Origin of the sequence: Paenibacillus sp. FSL H8-0315 (assembly GCF_038005365.1) — a bacterium.
GTDB classification, from domain to species: domain Bacteria; phylum Bacillota; class Bacilli; order Paenibacillales; family Paenibacillaceae; genus Paenibacillus_AQ; species Paenibacillus_AQ odorifer.
Window position 1 is genome coordinate 3,415,115 of record NZ_JBBOTA010000001.1, and the last position, 17,294, is coordinate 3,432,408.

A 17,294-nucleotide genomic window follows, 5' to 3' on the forward strand; every position below is an offset into this window, starting at 1 on the left:
TTCGTTTCGGATTCAGTTTTCAGGCATCAAGCCTGTAACACGCTTAGAAATTAATTCTCACTTCTGGTGAAGAACCGAATTTCACGCGGCAGCGTCTGTTTCACAGACGCATGTTTGGTGGCGATAGCGGAGGGGTTCCACGCGTACCCATCCCGAACACGACCGTTAAGCCCTCCAGCGCCGATGGTACTTGGACCGAAGGGTCCTGGGAGAGTAGGACGTTGCCAAGCACGCAAGACCACTGTTGAGTAATCGACAGTGGTCTTTTTGTTATGTAAATAGAGAATTCATTGGGCTATATTTTGAGATACTAAGATGGAGATAAGCGTGGTTTAAAAGGTGAACAGAGGCGAACTGTAAATTTTTAACACACTAAATTGTCCTCTCAGCACGGACTAACGTCCAATAATTCGCTTACTCGGCGGCCGTTTTTTGAATACCTACTCTGATGATGTAATGTTCTTGACAGTCCAAATGCCCTTTGCTAAGATGGCAATAATATATTTTTGGATAAGCATCTCAAACCTTAATTGAAGATCTACACTTGTTCAGCCCCCAGATGTACAGAATTGTCTGTCGTGAATGGACTGGAGTCAAAGGTTCTTCTTTCATAAAGTTTGTAGGCGGGTATAATTTAAAACAACCGAGGAGGAATGACCCAGGTGTGGAAAGATAAGTTTGGTAAAGAAGGTCTAACTTTTGATGATGTGCTGCTGGTTCCGCGTAAATCTGAGGTACTGCCTAAAGAAGTGGATTTGACCACAGTTCTAAGTAAGAATGTGAAGTTGAATATTCCACTTATGAGTGCAGGTATGGACACAGTCACAGAAGCAGCCATGGCCATTGCAATTGCTCGTGAGGGTGGCATCGGGATTATACACAAGAATATGCCTGTAGAGCAGCAAGCGGAAGAAGTAGATCGTGTGAAGCGTTCCGAGAGCGGAGTTATTACGAATCCATTCTCACTTACGGCAGAACACATGGTATCTGATGCAGAGCTTTTAATGGGTAAATATCGCATTTCCGGAGTGCCGATTGTAGACAGTGACAATAAACTTGTCGGTATTCTGACTAATAGAGACTTACGCTTTATTCATGATTTCAATATTCAAATTAAAGAAGTTATGACACATGAGAATCTTGTAACAGCTGCTGTGGGTACAACCCTTCAGGAAGCAGAAGGTATCCTGCAACGTCATAAGATCGAGAAGCTTCCCCTTGTGGACGAGAATAATATTCTTAAGGGCCTCATCACCATTAAGGATATTGAAAAAGCTATTCAATTCCCTAACGGAGCCAAAGATGCACATGGCCGTCTACTTGTTGGAGCAGCTGTTGGTATCTCTAAAGACACCTTCGAACGTACTGCAGCATTAGTAAAAGCTGGTGTGGACTTGATCGTCGTCGATTCTGCACATGGTCACCACATTAATATAATTGAAGCGGTTCGCCAAATTCGTGAGCTGTATCCTGATCTTACGATTGTTGCTGGTAACGTAGCTACAGGCGAAGCAACCCGTGAACTTATTGAAGCTGGTGCATCTGTAGTTAAAGTAGGTATTGGACCAGGATCGATCTGTACTACACGCGTTATCGCTGGTATCGGCGTACCACAGGTTACAGCCATTTATGATTGTGCGACAGTTGCTCGCGAGTACGGAATTCCTATTATCGCTGATGGCGGTATTAAGTATTCTGGGGAGATCACTAAGGCTATCGCAGCTGGTGCTCATGCTGTAATGATGGGAAGTATGTTTGCGGGTACAGAAGAAAGCCCAGGGGAATCTGAGCTTTATCAAGGCCGTAAATTTAAAGTATATCGTGGTATGGGCAGCATGAGTGCCATGAAACAAGGCAGTAAAGACCGTTATTTCCAAGATGATGATAAAAAGCTCGTTCCTGAAGGAATTGAGGGACGTATTGCTTTTAAAGGGCCTCTTTCTGACACTGTTCATCAATTGATCGGCGGATTGCGCTCAGGTATGGGCTATTGCGGTACGAAGTCATTGGAAGAACTGCGTAACGATACTTCTTTCATTCGCATCACAAGTGCTGGACTTCGTGAAAGCCACCCGCATGATGTGCAAATTACAAAAGAAGCACCAAACTATTCCGTATAATGGACTAACCGTATTATTTTTTGGACAGACAGGACTATTTCGTCCTGTCTGTCTTTTTTTGCGGGTACCCCTGTGTTAGAATAGAACAAGCTATTGATATGAGATTTAAAGGAGAGTCGTAATCATTGAAGCACAAACGAAAATTTAATGGTAAGCAAATTGTAATTAAGACAGCGACTGTAGGTCTGCTTTTAAATATGTTAATGAACCCTGTAATTCCAGCATTGGCTGAAGCGGGCAAAACTCCGGCTACAACCGAGGGTGCCGCAACTACTACTGAAACTGCACCCAAGACCAACGCAGTTAAGATCCCTTCTGTGGAATCTCTTAACTTGGAATTGAGTTCTGCTATTCTAATAGAACCAACTACAGGCCAAGTACTTATGGCTCTAAATCCAGATACACCACTCCCGCCTGCGAGTATGACCAAGATGATGACTGAATATCTTGTATCTGATGCCGTGAAAAAAGGAGACATCTCTTGGGATCAGAAAGTTATCATTCAAGAGAATGCTTCCAAACAGGTCGGATCACGAATTTTTCTGGCAGCTGGAGATGAACATACGGTTAAAGAGCTATACATAGCGATGGCCGTAGGATCGGCGAATGATGCCACAGTTGCTTTGGCAGAATTGGTATCGGGTTCAGAAGAACAATTTGTAGAACTAATGAATCAGACTGCACAGAAGATGGGCATGAAAAATACCTATTTTATTAACTCAACTGGACTTGATCGGGCAGACATGCCGAAGAAATTCCGTCCTGATCTTGATAAAGAGACTGTAATGTCAGCTAGAGATGCAGCTACTCTTGCTAAATTTATAGTTACTGACCACCCGGACTTCACTGAATTTACAACGATTCAGTCTTATAAATTCCGTGATCGGGATACAGCGCCGATCATTAACTACAACTGGATGCTGGAAGCTAACAAAAGTATCCCCAACTTTAAGGCATATGCTTATCCAGGTCTAGATGGACTGAAGACTGGCCATACCACAAATGCAGGTAACTGCTTTACCGGTACTGCTGTGCGTGATGGAATGCGTCTAATCAGTGTTGTTATGGGTGCTAATTCAGAGGCACATCGATTCACAGAAACAAAAAAAGTGCTCGACTACGGATTTAACAACTTTGAAATCAAACAGGTTGTAGCTCCGAAGGCTGTTATTGCTGGCACGGAAACAGTTCCGGTACTGAAAGGAAAGAATAAAGATGTTTCTATAGTTACTGATGAAGGAGTTTCTTTCATTGTTCCTAAGGGAACGGTTTCTCCTGAAGTTACTACAACTGTTGTAACAAATGACCCTGCAACTTTGGTTGCTCCTATAGCTCAATCCTCTAAAGTAGGTAAAGTTACCTATTCCTACAAGGCTGAAGGCATGCAAGCAGCACAGGAGAAAACAGTTAATCTGATCACAGTAGAGGAAGCTGAGAAGGCTGGCTGGTTCAAGTTGTTCCTTAGAGCGATTGGCGATTTCTTCGGTGATTTATTTTCAGGGATCAAGAACTTGTTCTAATGCAGTTTGGTGTCGAAATCAGCAGTAAATCCGAGTAAATGGGTTGTAGATTTCCCTTCATTGGGGTAAAATTACAAGTTAGATTAAGATAGATCATTCGGGGGGTTAGGACATGGAAACAGGTACATCGCGAGTTAAAAGAGGCATGGCAGAAATGCAAAAAGGCGGCGTCATTATGGACGTCATGAATGCAGAGCAAGCAAAAATTGCTGAGGCTGCTGGTGCAGTTGCTGTTATGGCTCTGGAACGCGTACCTTCTGACATTCGTGCAGCTGGCGGTGTAGCACGGATGGCCGATCCTACAATTGTAGAAGAGGTTCTCAAGGTGGTAAGTATCCCTGTTATGGCTAAGGCTCGTATCGGCCATTATGTAGAAGCGAAAGTTTTAGAATCTTTGGGTGTTGATTACTTGGATGAGAGTGAAGTTCTTACTCCTGCTGATGAAGTATTCCATATTGATAAACATGAGTTCACCGTTCCTTTTGTATGTGGAGCGAAGGACTTGGGAGAAGCACTGAGACGTATTAACGAAGGTGCCTCCATGATCCGTACAAAAGGTGAACCAGGAACAGGCAACATTGTTGAGGCCGTGCGTCACATGCGCTTTATCAACAGTCAAATCCGTAAAGTAACGAATTTGTCCAAGGACGAGCTATATAATGAAGCAAAGAACCTGGGAGTTTCCTACGAGCTGTTGCTCGAAGTACATGAGCTTGGCAAACTGCCGGTTGTTAACTTTGCCGCTGGGGGTGTAGCTACTCCTGCAGATGCTGCTCTTATGATGCATTTGGGTGCTGATGGTGTATTCGTAGGCTCGGGTATTTTTAAATCGGACAATCCTGAGAAATTTGCGCGTGCGATTGTTGAAGCCACTACACACTATACTGATTACAAACTGATTGCTGAAGTATCCAAGAACCTTGGTGCACCAATGAAGGGGATTGATATTGCAACTCTCACCCCGGCTGAACGTATGTCGGAGCGTGGCCGTTAATAGAGAGAAGGTTGTAGGATGAAGATAGGAGTATTGGCGCTGCAAGGCGCTGTTACGGAGCATATTGTTAGTATAGAGAAGACCGGTGCAGAAGGCGTGCCTATCAAGCGTGTGGAGCAGCTAGAAGAGGTTGAAGGCCTGATTATCCCCGGCGGAGAAAGTACAACGATTGGAAAGCTAATGCGGAAATATGGCTTCATAGAAGCCATCCGTGATTTTTCTGATCAGGGTAAGCCTATTTTTGGCACATGTGCGGGTATGATCGTGCTGGCCAAAAAAATTGCCGGTGGTGAACCGGGGCATTTGGAGCTAATGGATATTACCGTAGCCCGGAATGCATTCGGCCGCCAACGGGAAAGCTTTGAATGTGATCTGGAGGTTAAAGGCATTGATGAGCCGGTTCGTGCTGTGTTTATACGTGCACCGCTTATCAACGAGGTAGGACCGGGAGTTGATGTGCTTACAGTCTATAATGATGAGATTGTAACCGCGCGCGAAGGCAACTTGCTGGTGTCTTCTTTTCATCCAGAACTGACCGATGATTTCAGACTGCACCAATATTTTGCCGATATGGTAGAGGCGAATAGGGAAGTCCAACAACAAAATCGCATATAAAGAACATCCTGACTCTTTCAAAGCTGTAATCAGCATTTTGAAAGAGTTTAGGCTGTTTTCAGGAGGGAAACTTTGTGTTAGATGTAAAAATACTACGTAGTGATTACGCAAGAGTGGAAGAGGCTTTAGAAAAACGGGGCAAATCACTGGACTTAATTGCTGATTTTCCACAACTTGATTTGCGTCGACGTGAATTACTGCAAGAAACCGAAGGTCTTAAGAACCGTCGTAATACAGTTTCAGGTGAAGTAGCGAAAAAGAAAAAGAACGGCGAGCCAGCAGATGATCTAATTACAGAAATGCGTACAGTATCTGACCGAATTAAAGAGCTTGATGATGAAGTACGTGAACTGGAAGCTCAGATTGCTGATCTTACTATGAATATCCCTAATATTCCTCATGATTCAGTTCCAGTAGGGAAATCCGAGGATGATAACGTTGAATTACGCCGCTGGTCGGAGCCCAAAGAGTTCGGATTCACTCCGAAATCACATTGGGAGCTTGCGCAGCAGCTTGATATTATTGATTTTGAAGCTGCAGCAAAGGTTACAGGATCCCGGTTTGTTTTCTATAAAGGACTTGGAGCACGTCTAGAACGGGCGCTGATTAACTTTATGATGGATCTTCACAGTGGTGAGCATAACTATGAGGAAATGCTGCCGCCTTACATTGTAAACAAAGACAGCTTGTATGGTACAGGACAACTGCCTAAATTCGAAGAGGATCTGTTCAAGCTGCGGGATACCGAATACTATTTGATTCCTACAGCTGAAGTACCGGTAACGAACTACTATCGCGAAGAGATTTTGACGGCAGCTGACCTGCCTAAATACCATGTAGCTTACAGCTCTTGTTTCCGTTCTGAGGCGGGCTCGGCGGGCCGTGATACTCGCGGTTTGATTCGCCAGCATCAATTCAACAAGGTAGAGTTGGTGAAGCTCACCACCCCTGAATCCTCTTATGAGGAATTAGAAAAAATGACAGCAGACGCTGAAAGTGTGCTGCAGCTGTTGGGACTGCCTTATCGTGTACTTGGGTTATGTACGGCTGATATGGGCTTTACATCGGCTAAGACGTACGATTTGGAAGTGTGGTTGCCTGAGAGTGGGATGTACCGTGAGATCTCCTCTTGCTCAAATACAGAAGACTTCCAAGCACGCCGGGCAAATATTCGTTTCCGTAAGGATCCAAAATCGAAGCCTGAATTTGTTCATACGCTGAACGGCTCTGCTTTGGCTGTTGGACGTACGGTTGCTGCAATTCTTGAGAATTATCAGCAAGAGGATGGCAGTGTTCTGATTCCAGAATGCCTACAACCTTATATGCGCAATGTAAAATCGATACAACCAAAAACTATTTAAAGATATAGTTGCTTTTTCTTTGCATTGTATGGTACAATCCTAATGCATGTGAAATTTAAATGCATTTGGAGAGGTACCGAAGCGGTCATAACGGGGCGGTCTTGAAAACCGTTAGGGTGCAAGCCCACATGGGTTCGAATCCCATCCTCTCCGCCATTCCTTTATAAATGCACACCGCATAAGGCTTTGCGGTGATTATGATTGAAACGCACTAGACTGTTGAACAACGGTCTGGTGCGTTTTTTTGTGTTCGTGACCGTTAGAGAAAAATCTAACGGGAGGTACTCAATATGAATGTGAACACAGGAAAAACAGCCCATAAACGGGGGCAAAGAAAGAATAATTTAGACATACCTCAGCGGTTATTAGACCGCCTTACTCCTTCGGTCTTGGAAACGCCCCGCTCCACGCTTCAAGAAGCCGAGAAACCTCGCCCTGAGACGTTGACACTGGACAAGCTATTTAACCGCTACTATGCCGCACGGCAAGCGGCAGGAGCAGCAGAACGCACCTTAGAAGACTACAGGAAGCATATGAACTGGTTTCGACGTTTCTTGGCATCGGAGTACAGCGGTCTAGATAACTTTGTACCTAACCGTGATGTCATTCGTGTATGGATTTCATCTATGTTGACGTTACAGAAGTTGAAACCTTCGACAATAAATATCAGATTACGTACAGTTAAGGCAATGTTCAATTGGGCTATAAGTGAAGGGATTATTAGAGAATCCCCTTTTGAGAATGTAGAATTATTGAAAGTACCTGAAGAAGACTTCCAAGTAATTTCAAAGGCACAGGAACGGAAGCTTTTTAATTGCTGTGAATTGACTACCTACTTAGGACTGCGTGATGCATTATTGATGTCTTTTCTGCTTGATACAGGAGTACGTATTGGGGAGTGTATGAGAATATTTGTAGAGGAAGTTGATTTACAGAACCGCTCTGCTTCCGTACGTGCAGAATCAGCTAAAACTAGAAAAGCGCGAACAGTTTACTTTGGAGTAAGAACCCAAGAGCTATTGGTTATTTACCTCGCTTGGCATGAGATGAACGGACAAGCTCCAAATTTATTTCTAAATGAATATGGTCAGCCATTAGATAAGAATTGGGCAACCAGATGTATTAGCTACATCGGGAAGAAGGCAAAGATTACGGGGGTTCGTATAAGCCCTCACACATTCCGACATACATTTGCTACTCGTTATATAAAGGCAACAGGTGACCCTTTTTCATTACGACGATTGCTCGGACATTCATCAATGGAAATGGTCAACCGTTATGTTAATCAGGATGTTGCTGATGTTCGTGAGCAATATGAGAAGTTCATGAATAGAGGGGATTGAATGATGCTTACGGACTAAGGTATGGCTGGGAAGATGGCGTAACTGCCACCCGAACTTCTGGGCATTGTCAGAAAGCATGTAAGCGATGCTGTAGATTATTTTGATGAGCACTACAAAGGGTAACGTTAGCGTTATTTTTGTTGTATAATATGGGAGGGAATACCACTTATATTATAAGTTATATTATAACTTCATTACCCCCTTACTAAAAATAAGGGGGTGTTTTGCTATATTTTCAAGCAATATTCTTAACCATTTTGATGCCAACCTAGGGAATGGAATTAAAGAATTTTTAAAAACTTATTGGTTTGTAATTGGAATGCTATTTGGTGTCATATTGTATCTGATTGAACAAAAGTTTAAGAAATAACTTTTGAGGAGGGATGTGCTTGAAGCATGAGAACAAAATCATTGGAATTGAGGAATACAGAAGGATAAAGGCTTAAGGGATTATCCTAAACCACAACCTATTAAGAAAGTGACGGCAGAACAAATGAAGTCGTCAAATGAGAAGGAATGACGAGAAGACTGACTAAAGTTCAGAACATCAAACATGATTAATAGGAGTGAGCGTTATGAGTTCAATAAAGCAGTTAGAGCAAATTATCGAAGATGAAAAAGCTTTGAGGTTACTGGAGATGGTTGGAGAGTATTTTAAGTATACTGAAAAGGCTCGCACAAAATTAGACGATTTGACAATCATGCTCAAAGATATAATCTTAGAGCCTTACACATGTGAAGGGCGATTTAATGCTGATTACGAATTACTTCGCAGTTTAGATAGTGTGATACTAGGAACTGGCACAAAAGAAGAGTTCGTTGAATTTATTAAGAATTGTCAGGACAAGCAGGGCTAATATTTATCTTTCCCGCCGCCGTAATTTTCTTGAACTTCAGTGTGAAATAGAAAAATATACTTCTCCCTAAAATCTAATATTTGATTGTATAGACGACATTCCAAAACGGAGGTCGTCTTTTTTTTTCGGCGACTTTGGCAGTATCAGCATTCTACATGTTTGGTTCCCGCTTTCCTCTCCAACATCCATTATGAATTTAAAATTTATTCGACTATGTGGGGATTTTTGAAGCGGTCCACTTAAATATATAAATGTGTCCGAATAAGGCATATTAGGACTGAATCAAAGCTCTATTATAAAAGATTACTCAAAGGAGAAGTGTTAATGGAAAGTTTAGTGAGTTCGAATGTAGTTTGTGACAGGTACGGTATTTCTAAGCGTACGCTATGCAGATGGAAACTTGAGGGATTACCTTCAGTCAAATTATCATACAACATGGTTAGGTATCAGCTTGATGAAGTGGCTAAATGGATTGAAGATAATAAAGTTATGGCGGAAGGAACAAGATGAGTAGCGCAATAAACAAGAAAGAATATGTTATTTATTCATATAAAACAGGGGAAATTGTAGCTACATTGGATAAATACGAACATGACCAGAAAATACAGAAAGCGGTTAATGCTTATAAATGGGCCAATAAGCACGAAGAAAAATTTGTATTCGCTCATATGGAAGCTGTTAAGGATATTATATCCGTACTAACTAGACCACAGCGCGGGCTATTATTATTGCTTCAAACCTACGCAGACTATGAGGGTATCCTGAGAAATACCGCGTTAAGAAAGCGAGATAAAACGGTAATGACAAATGCAGACATTATGAAGGTCTTAGGTATATCTAAGCAGACTTACTCTGACTTTTTGAGTAATTGCTTAAAAAACCATATCATTATCAAAGGTGATGGTGGATGTTATAAGTTGAATAACAAATACCATTTCAGAGGTAAGATGAAGGATGGCGATAATACGGTGAAAATATGGAGGACGGAAGTAAGGAGTATGAAGGATAAAGTTAGCTATGCAAACTTGGGATTACTGTATGATTTGATTCCACATATCCATTTCACAACTAATACAATTTGTGCGAATCCATATGAAACTGACCCAACGAAGATTAAGAAGCTTAATAAGAAAGAAATATGTGAGTTACTTGATATTAGTCACCATACATTCAATCGCCTACTTGTAATGATATATGACGGAAAGGCTGTACTTGCCGAAGTGAAAATATTGCGAAAGTATAAATCATACTTAATTAATCCTTGGGTATTCTATCGTTTGGACGGAAGACCGAATGATGGCTTAATCGAAGAAGAAGTTGACCCCTATCAACCGGAAAAGACACTGCGCTCAATCTTTAGTTTGAAAGATAAAGAGTAAAAAGTGGAAATTTCTCGGACGAAGTATACTGGAAAGTTGAAGTTTCTCGGACAATGAAATCGCCAAAAAACTCAGTGGAATCAAGGGTTTTAAACGATTTTAGGTTCCGCTTTATTCTATTCTTAATATAGTCTACTCTATAATATTATTTCATCTACTAAGCTAAAATGGTGTTCTCGTCACGATGCGAAGCAAGTAATAGTCAATCTTAGAGAGTATGTTCTCTGATTTCAGATTGATGATTCAAATTATAGGCATTAGCAAGGAATATATAGCTGATAGAATCTAATATATAATTGAAGTACCCTGCCATCGGAAATGAATGGTTAGGGTACTTGCCCCGCCTATATATGTGGGGCATGTATAGAATCTTATTTACATTGGCAGAGCAATAGATAATAGGATGGATTAATATCCAAACAATACTCTACTTGCCAATGGATAAAATATATCTTATGCAAATGGTCATCCAAATCTAAGCGCTCACGTAATCACTCCTATTGGTGGCGGCGCTAAGATTCAGATAGAAGGATGTTATGAGCTTGTCAAAATATTGCCAACCAGAATACTGCCAACCAAAATGTTGCTTAGTAGATTATTGCTTAGCAGAATGTTGCCGCTGGAACCGATGGATACATAATTACGAGACACACTTTATCCAACTAAAGTGCGCTTAGTAAACCGGAGTTTTTGTGTGTGACCCTGCGTAGTCCTAACTTCCTCGTTCTGATTCCGTTCCGGCGAATATCCCCCTCCCCCACTTCAGATAAGGTATATTATCAGAATAGTATTTAATAAGTTCGTTCAGATGATTGTATTTAGAAGAACGTTAAAAGTGGATATGATAATGGTTACTTCTGCAGTTAAAAAAACTGGTTAAAACAAGACTAAAAGATAAAGAGAATTTAGCACATATAAGGAAAAAGGTGGTATAGTGGAGTGGAAACATACAACTAGATTCTGGAGAGAGACCGATAATTAAGATAGTAGGTGTCAAAGAATGGCATATCCATATTCGAAAGTAATATCAACTCTAGAAGAAGCCAACCGCCATAAATTCACTACGTATGAGCTTGAATATCCTAATGACAAAGAAGATTTTTTGGCTTACATACTTCCAGTTTTAAAAGAGGAATATGGTATTACAGGTAAAGAAATAGAATTAAAAATGTCAAACTTAAGTGATGAAAAATCAAAAAACATACAAAACTTTCTTAAGAAGTACAATACAGCTAATCCTGGAAAAAAGGCACCTCCAAAAAGCCCTTGGTTAAAAAATACTCGGAGCAAGCTCCCTGAAATTATTGCGAGGGACATCCTCAGAAGAATCGAAGGAGTTACTTTTCCTTGTAGATATAGTTTGGAAGAAGACGACCCTGATATGCCTAAAAGAGGTGTTGATGGTCTAGGTTTTGTGTTTGAAGAATCAGAGAATGGTATAAACTTAAAGTACATTGTCTCTACAGAAGTAAAGGCATCAGAAGATAAGGCTAGTCCACCAAGTTCTGTACACACAGCTTCCGATAGTATGTTCCTTTCATTAAAAAGTCTTGCAGACTTTGATGAGAGATTAAAAAAGTCACTCGCAAGCGCTATTGATGTTATGCCACAAGGAGAATTTATAGCTCTTGTATTTTCAATCGTGAATACATTAGAAGAGAAGGATACTGAAGCGATTGAAGAATTGAAAAAGAAAATGATAGTCGTTCCTTTTTTACTAAGAAAAAGGGAATTTTGGACAGAAGCTGATTATGGAAAGTTCAAAACTCATCACACAGATTTTTCATCCGCAATAATACGGTATTATATTTTAACATTAGGCTATTCGCTAGGTGACTTTGCAGATGAAATTTATGAAAAATTAAGGGCTGATTAGTATGAAAGAGTTGAAATCAAATAATAAAATAAATGAACTGACTAAATTCATGAGAGCGAATGAGATAGTCAGTTCTTGGACTGAGTATGATTTGAAAAAAAGGCTTCATGTGGAAGCATATCCTCCAGAAATCAGCAAAAATTCTGGATTATTTGCGTTTCTATATCAAGGTTTAGGTTATGTGATTGACGAGCAAAATAAGGAGACTTCTAATGTATTCTTCAATAAAAGTTATGACCTATGGAAAACATTATGGTTTTCATCAAAGCCTAATGATACTTACGAATATACTAAAAGTCTGTTTTTTTTAGCTGCTACTGGAATACAAACGAAGTCAATTGCAGAAGTAAGAATGATATTAAAAGAGGAAAAACTACAAGAAATTCATTCGAAATTACATATAGACAATTGGGCGCATTACTTAGAACAAAGCTTATACATAATGCTGCTGATATTAATTAGAAAAGCAAATGGATGGGAAGATATAAATTATATAGAAAATATCATTAATGAGATAAAGAAAAAACAAGATGAGTTAGAACCAAAATACCTTGAGGTTCTAGAAGAGATGAATAACCCTTTCCCAAAGGTTAGCTGGTTAGCATCTTTGCTTCATGTTATGGAATCTTTAGAGGTGTACTGCAACTTTGCTGTCAATGGAAAGCCAGATAATGTTGATAAGGTAATTATGAGGTTTAGTGCAGATGCTTATCAATTAGCTGCCGGTTCAGACAAGCAAGAGGATAAGTTTATTATAAAGCTATATGAAAAGTCACTTTTAGAAATGGTGAATAATTCAATTTGGACGAATTCGTATGGTATATCTGAAAAGCTAGACGAGTATATCAAACATTTAACTGCTAAAGATAATCTGGCACCAATTTTTGAGCTATACCCATCACAACAAAAAGCTTTGCAAAAAAACTTTTTAGATTCTAGTAAAACAGCAGTAGTTGTTCAAATGCCAACAAGTGCAGGAAAAACACTACTTTCTAAGTTTTATATATTGCAAACATTAAATCTTTATCAAGATGCTAAGATAGCTTATATAGTTCCTACAAGAGCATTAGTTAATCAAGTTAAGAAGGACTTGAAAAGAGATTTTAAATTGCTAGGTATAAAAGTTGATGTAGCTATACCTTTTGCCGAAATAGACCCATTAGAAGAGGAAATTCTGCTTGATGATTTTGATATTTTAGTTACAACACCTGAGAAATTAGATGTATTATATCGAAGTAAACATAAGTCTTTAGAAAATCTTAAATTAGTAGTGGTCGATGAAGCACATTCTTTGGCTGACAAGACAAGAGGTTCAAAATTAGAATTACTTTTAGCACTCTTGAGAAGAGAAAACAGAAATTTAAGATTGTTACTCTTAAGCCCATTTTTAGATAATGCAAAAGAATTAGCTCATTGGCTTGGTGAATCAAGAGGAATAGAGATATTCGTTGACTGGAAACCGGCTCAACAATATACAGGTACTTACAGCCTTAATAAGCTTGCTAGAGCCAATTATAAAGGCAGCATTAACTATATACCTTCAAGTCTTAATACCATGTATAATACTTCTTTTGAAGTAGCAATTAATCGTTCTACTTCTAATATTACGTCGAAAACAGATAGGGCCTTAATAGTTGCAAAACTTTATGAGAACATCGGTGGAGTTTTGGTTCTCTGTATAAATAGGGATTCTGCTGAAAATGTAATAAGAAAGCTTATTGAAAATAGAGAGATAGTGAGTGCAGAACATTTAGGACGTCTTAATTCACTTCTTAAATTAATTGAAGAGGAAATTGGGTCAGACAGTTTGTTATATCAAGCTGTTCAAAAAGGATGTGCATATCACCATTCGTCATTGCCAATGAATATTAGAGAAGAAATCGAAACTGGAGTTGTTAACAAGCAAATTACAATTATTGCAGCTACCACTACTCTAGCTCAAGGCATGAACTTTCCTATTTCGACTGTAATATTTCAGGGAATGAGTGTTCCAGACAACGGATTTTCACGACCTATGACAGACGCGGAATTTTGGAATATATCAGGACGTGCAGGAAGAGCATTAACAGACAAAGAAGGGCATATTATCGCAATAACAAAAACAGACAAAGACGTAAAGCAATTCAATGAGTATTTGACTAAAAAAAATAATGAAGTTTTATCATCACTCCTGGACACATTACAAACTTTATCAGAACACGTAGATTTTAACCTTGCACTACTTAGAAATTCTAAGGGATTAACAAACCTGCTCCAATATATTTATCATATCCTATCTGTAGACAAAAATATTGAGGTAGAAGATGTTGTTCGTGGAAGTCTTGTATATTATCAATTAAGTCAAAAAGGAAATACTAAGCTTGCAGAAAAGTTGGTAGCATTTACGAAGGAATATCAAAATCATATTACTTCTGATTTGAAAAACAAAAAGAAAATGGAGGTAGTAAATGGAAGTGGACTAAGTAGTCTTAGTATGAATTATTTGTTGGCGAATTATAGTAAGGAATTAAAGTTAGATGCGTCAAGTTTATTTGTTGAACATGATAACATGCTATCTGAAATTATAAAAATCGTAAGTGGTGTTCCAGAAATCGACTTAGGTGTTTATAAGAAGGACGGGAAATTAAACCCTGAACTTGTTGCAGAAATTACGAAGGATTGGGTAAATGGAAAATCTTTAAGAGAAATAGCGCTCAAGCATATTCATTATAAAGACAATCTTGATGATAAGATTCAACATTGTGGGAAGTACATTTATGGGACATTAACAAATAATTTATCTTGGGGAGTTGCTGCATTACAAAAAACAATAGGAATGAGAACGCAAGAGGATGTATCTTTCTCTTTAGAGGATAGTCTAATCCCATCGTATATTTACTTTGGAGTAAATTCAAAAGAAGCAGCAGCGTTGTCAATGCTGGGGGTACCTAGATTTGCTTCAGAGGTTTTAGGGAAGTATTGGAGTAAGCAAAATGGTAACCTAACAAAAGAAAAGGTAACTACCTTAAAAAAATGGTTAAATGAAATAACAGAAAGTGAATGGATAGAACAGTTTGAAATGAGTAAAAAAGATACAGCTAAAATCAGTTATAATAAATGGCGAAGTGAATATGCAGAATGACTATAAGTTCATAAGTAATTCTCTTTAATTTATTCACTTAAAATGAGAATTGACTTGAATAGTTTGGGATACTAAGATTAAACTATCCAACGGTCACGCACCAAATCGAACGTTTTAACTCAGACCGCTGTAGCGGTTCAACGATAAAGTGCCATAATGTCAATCAGCATAAGGGATTGCGGGATTTTACAGCGAGGGGCGGTCTTGAAAACCGTTAGGGTGCAAGCCCACATGGGTTCGAATCCCATCCTCTCCGCCATTCCTTTATGAACTTAAAGAATAATTAGATAGAAACCGTTCCCTCTGGGGGACGGTTTTTTGTTTTGTTTGGTAGACCCAGTTCTATTGAGAATAAAAAGCTTCATTTCTCCGCAATGTATTAGAGAAGGAGGATGATCATAATCATGGATAGATCATTAGAAGTTGATCAGCATAAGCTTGTCTCAGCCTGGCAGGAGCGCTTGCCGGCGTTGATGGATGATGGGGATAGTTTCAGTGTGCTGGCGGATAATGGGGATCCGAATAGCTTGCTGATTCATTTTAATGCGGCAGGTCATCAAGGCTATTCGCTGGATTTTCGCTGCAAGTATGTAGATAGCAGAGAAGTGGCAGTGGATCTGCTGGATGTGGAACAGAGCGGTCTCCATATTGATGAGCGTAGTGATGCCGTACAGCAGCTGGCACAGCAATACTCACGGCAAATTCATGAATGTGCTCAGGCTCTTCAGAACTTGACCAATCCTTAGGAGGAATGAAAATGTCGAAACCAAAAAGTATCCCTGTTCCTGGGGCAGAGCCAACAAGTGGTGAGCGGAGAAAAGACCATACTCCTTCAGGCCCAGAACCACTTTCAGGTTCTAAAAAGGTGAAACAAGCGAACCATGTTGACCACCATAATCCACAAGGTTAACAAATAAAAACGTTAAGAATTTTAAAGAAGTGTTTCTTGATTTTTACAAATGGTTTATCATAGGAGGGGGAGAGATTTCTTTTACAATGGGAGAGGAGAACAATAATGAACAAAAAGTGGGGTTTGTCGGCCGCTGCATTGCTGCTTACAGCAGCAGTAATTCTGCCGGGATGTGCAAGTAAACAGGAGGCGCCAAAAGAGGCCTTAAAATCAGCCGCTACTAAAGCGACTACAATGTCATCTTATGAGATGAAGAGTAAATTCACGATCAACGATCTTACGATCGAGACTTCTGACGCTGAATCTGCTGCAATGACTACACAGGTACTTAGTATGCTTAAGAATGCTGATATTACCATTGATGGGGTATATCAAGCAGAGCCAATGCAGACAGAACTAACTATGGTTCTGAATCTGAAAGGCGATATGAGCATGAGCTTTAATGTTCCTATGGTAATGACTGCCGAGAAGTTGTATGTTAAGATTCCATCTATTCCTTTCGTACCGATTCCTGAGACAATCCTCAATAAGTTTGTAGAGGTTGATCTGAAGGCGTTGGCAGAGCAGGAGGGTGCAGAATTTAACCCAAGTACGATGGATACTCAAAAAATGCAGAAGCTGTCTAATGAAGTGGTGGACACTGTCCTAGCTGAATATGACGAAGAAAAATATTTTAACGAGATTGATCCCAAAGATGCTAATTTACCAGAAGGTGTGGAAGCTAAACAAGTCGTTCAGTTCCAAGTGACTAACGATAATGTTAAAGAAGCAATCACTATCTTGGTGAATAATGCCCTGCCAAAAATCATTGATATCGTAAGCAAGGAAGAATACAAGGATATGCTGCAGATTAAAGATGCAGATCTAGCTAAGGCTAAAGAAGAACTGACATCAGGTGAAGCTAGAACTGAATTGGATAAGGGCTTAGCTGATCTTGATAAGTACCTTACCATCAACCAGTTCCACTATAATACTGCGATCAATAAGGACGGATACGCTGTGTATCAGGATTTATTGATGGATGTTAAAGTAAATGATCCGGAAGATGGCACAAAAGTGGCCTTCTCAGTAAATGGAACGGGCCAATACAGCAAGATCAACGAAAAGCCGGTATTCAAGATTGGTATCCCTCAAGGTGATGATGTAATTACAATGGATCAACTTGGAGAAGAATTCGGTGGTTTGGGAACTTATTAAT

The 17,294-nt window shown here is 39.7% G+C and carries 14 protein-coding genes, 1 tRNA gene and 1 rRNA gene; all 16 read left to right on the forward strand.

The features are described 5' to 3' along the window. Positions 1–113: 113 nt before the first annotated feature. The 16 genes from rrf (at position 114) to MHB56_RS14960 (ending at position 17,293) form a co-directional block, all read left to right on the forward strand. A 5S ribosomal RNA gene (gene rrf, locus MHB56_RS14885) occupies positions 114–230 on the forward strand. 432 nt (positions 231–662) lie between these two features. Further along, a complete protein-coding gene (guaB, locus tag MHB56_RS14890; RefSeq protein ID WP_036679982.1) occupies positions 663–2,120 on the forward strand; it encodes an IMP dehydrogenase in 1,458 nt (485 codons plus the stop codon). Between the two features lie 125 nt (positions 2,121–2,245). Further along, positions 2,246–3,640, forward strand: a complete 1,395-nt coding sequence (locus tag MHB56_RS14895; protein WP_076130392.1) for a D-alanyl-D-alanine carboxypeptidase family protein — start codon at positions 2,246–2,248, stop codon at positions 3,638–3,640. Positions 3,641–3,752: 112 nt separating this feature from the next. Beyond that, a complete protein-coding gene (gene pdxS, locus MHB56_RS14900; protein WP_036679980.1) occupies positions 3,753–4,634 on the forward strand; it encodes a pyridoxal 5'-phosphate synthase lyase subunit PdxS in 882 nt (293 codons plus the stop codon). 18 nt (positions 4,635–4,652) lie between these two features. Continuing rightward, entirely contained in the window at positions 4,653–5,249 is a 597-nt protein-coding gene (gene pdxT, locus MHB56_RS14905) for a pyridoxal 5'-phosphate synthase glutaminase subunit PdxT (RefSeq protein WP_076130391.1), read from the forward strand. Positions 5,250–5,323: 74 nt separating this feature from the next. Further along, entirely contained in the window at positions 5,324–6,610 is a 1,287-nt protein-coding gene (gene serS, locus MHB56_RS14910) for a serine--tRNA ligase (protein ID WP_038568043.1), read from the forward strand. Between the two features lie 67 nt (positions 6,611–6,677). Beyond that, positions 6,678–6,766: transfer RNA gene (locus tag MHB56_RS14915), tRNA-Ser, on the forward strand. 134 nt (positions 6,767–6,900) lie between these two features. After that, the gene (locus MHB56_RS14920; RefSeq protein WP_341143710.1) at positions 6,901–7,953 is read left to right on the forward strand and encodes a tyrosine-type recombinase/integrase; all 1,053 of its coding nucleotides are present in this window, start codon (positions 6,901–6,903) and stop codon (positions 7,951–7,953) included. Between the two features lie 575 nt (positions 7,954–8,528). Next, complete coding sequence (locus MHB56_RS14925) at positions 8,529–8,810, forward strand: hypothetical protein (RefSeq protein WP_341143711.1); 282 nt, start codon at positions 8,529–8,531, stop codon at positions 8,808–8,810. A gap of 324 nt (positions 8,811–9,134) precedes the next feature. Next, complete coding sequence (locus MHB56_RS14930; protein ID WP_341143712.1) at positions 9,135–9,320, forward strand: helix-turn-helix transcriptional regulator; 186 nt, start codon at positions 9,135–9,137, stop codon at positions 9,318–9,320. Then, positions 9,317–10,189, forward strand: a complete 873-nt coding sequence (locus tag MHB56_RS14935) for a hypothetical protein (RefSeq protein WP_341143713.1) — start codon at positions 9,317–9,319, stop codon at positions 10,187–10,189. Before MHB56_RS14930 ends, MHB56_RS14935 begins: the two co-directional genes overlap by 4 nt. A gap of 1,000 nt (positions 10,190–11,189) precedes the next feature. After that, a complete protein-coding gene (locus MHB56_RS14940; protein ID WP_341143714.1) occupies positions 11,190–12,065 on the forward strand; it encodes a hypothetical protein in 876 nt (291 codons plus the stop codon). A 1-nt stretch (position 12,066) separates the two neighbouring features. Further along, a complete protein-coding gene (locus MHB56_RS14945; RefSeq protein WP_341143715.1) occupies positions 12,067–15,186 on the forward strand; it encodes a DEAD/DEAH box helicase in 3,120 nt (1,039 codons plus the stop codon). A gap of 404 nt (positions 15,187–15,590) precedes the next feature. Then, entirely contained in the window at positions 15,591–15,932 is a 342-nt protein-coding gene (locus MHB56_RS14950; protein WP_036679977.1) for a hypothetical protein, read from the forward strand. A gap of 11 nt (positions 15,933–15,943) precedes the next feature. Continuing rightward, positions 15,944–16,096 carry a small acid-soluble spore protein P gene (locus MHB56_RS14955; protein ID WP_076138623.1) on the forward strand — a complete coding sequence of 51 codons (153 nt, stop codon included), beginning with the start codon at positions 15,944–15,946 and terminating at the stop codon, positions 16,094–16,096. Between the two features lie 105 nt (positions 16,097–16,201). Continuing rightward, positions 16,202–17,293, forward strand: a complete 1,092-nt coding sequence (locus MHB56_RS14960) for a hypothetical protein (RefSeq protein WP_076130388.1) — start codon at positions 16,202–16,204, stop codon at positions 17,291–17,293. The last annotated feature ends 1 nt before the right edge of the window (position 17,294 follow it).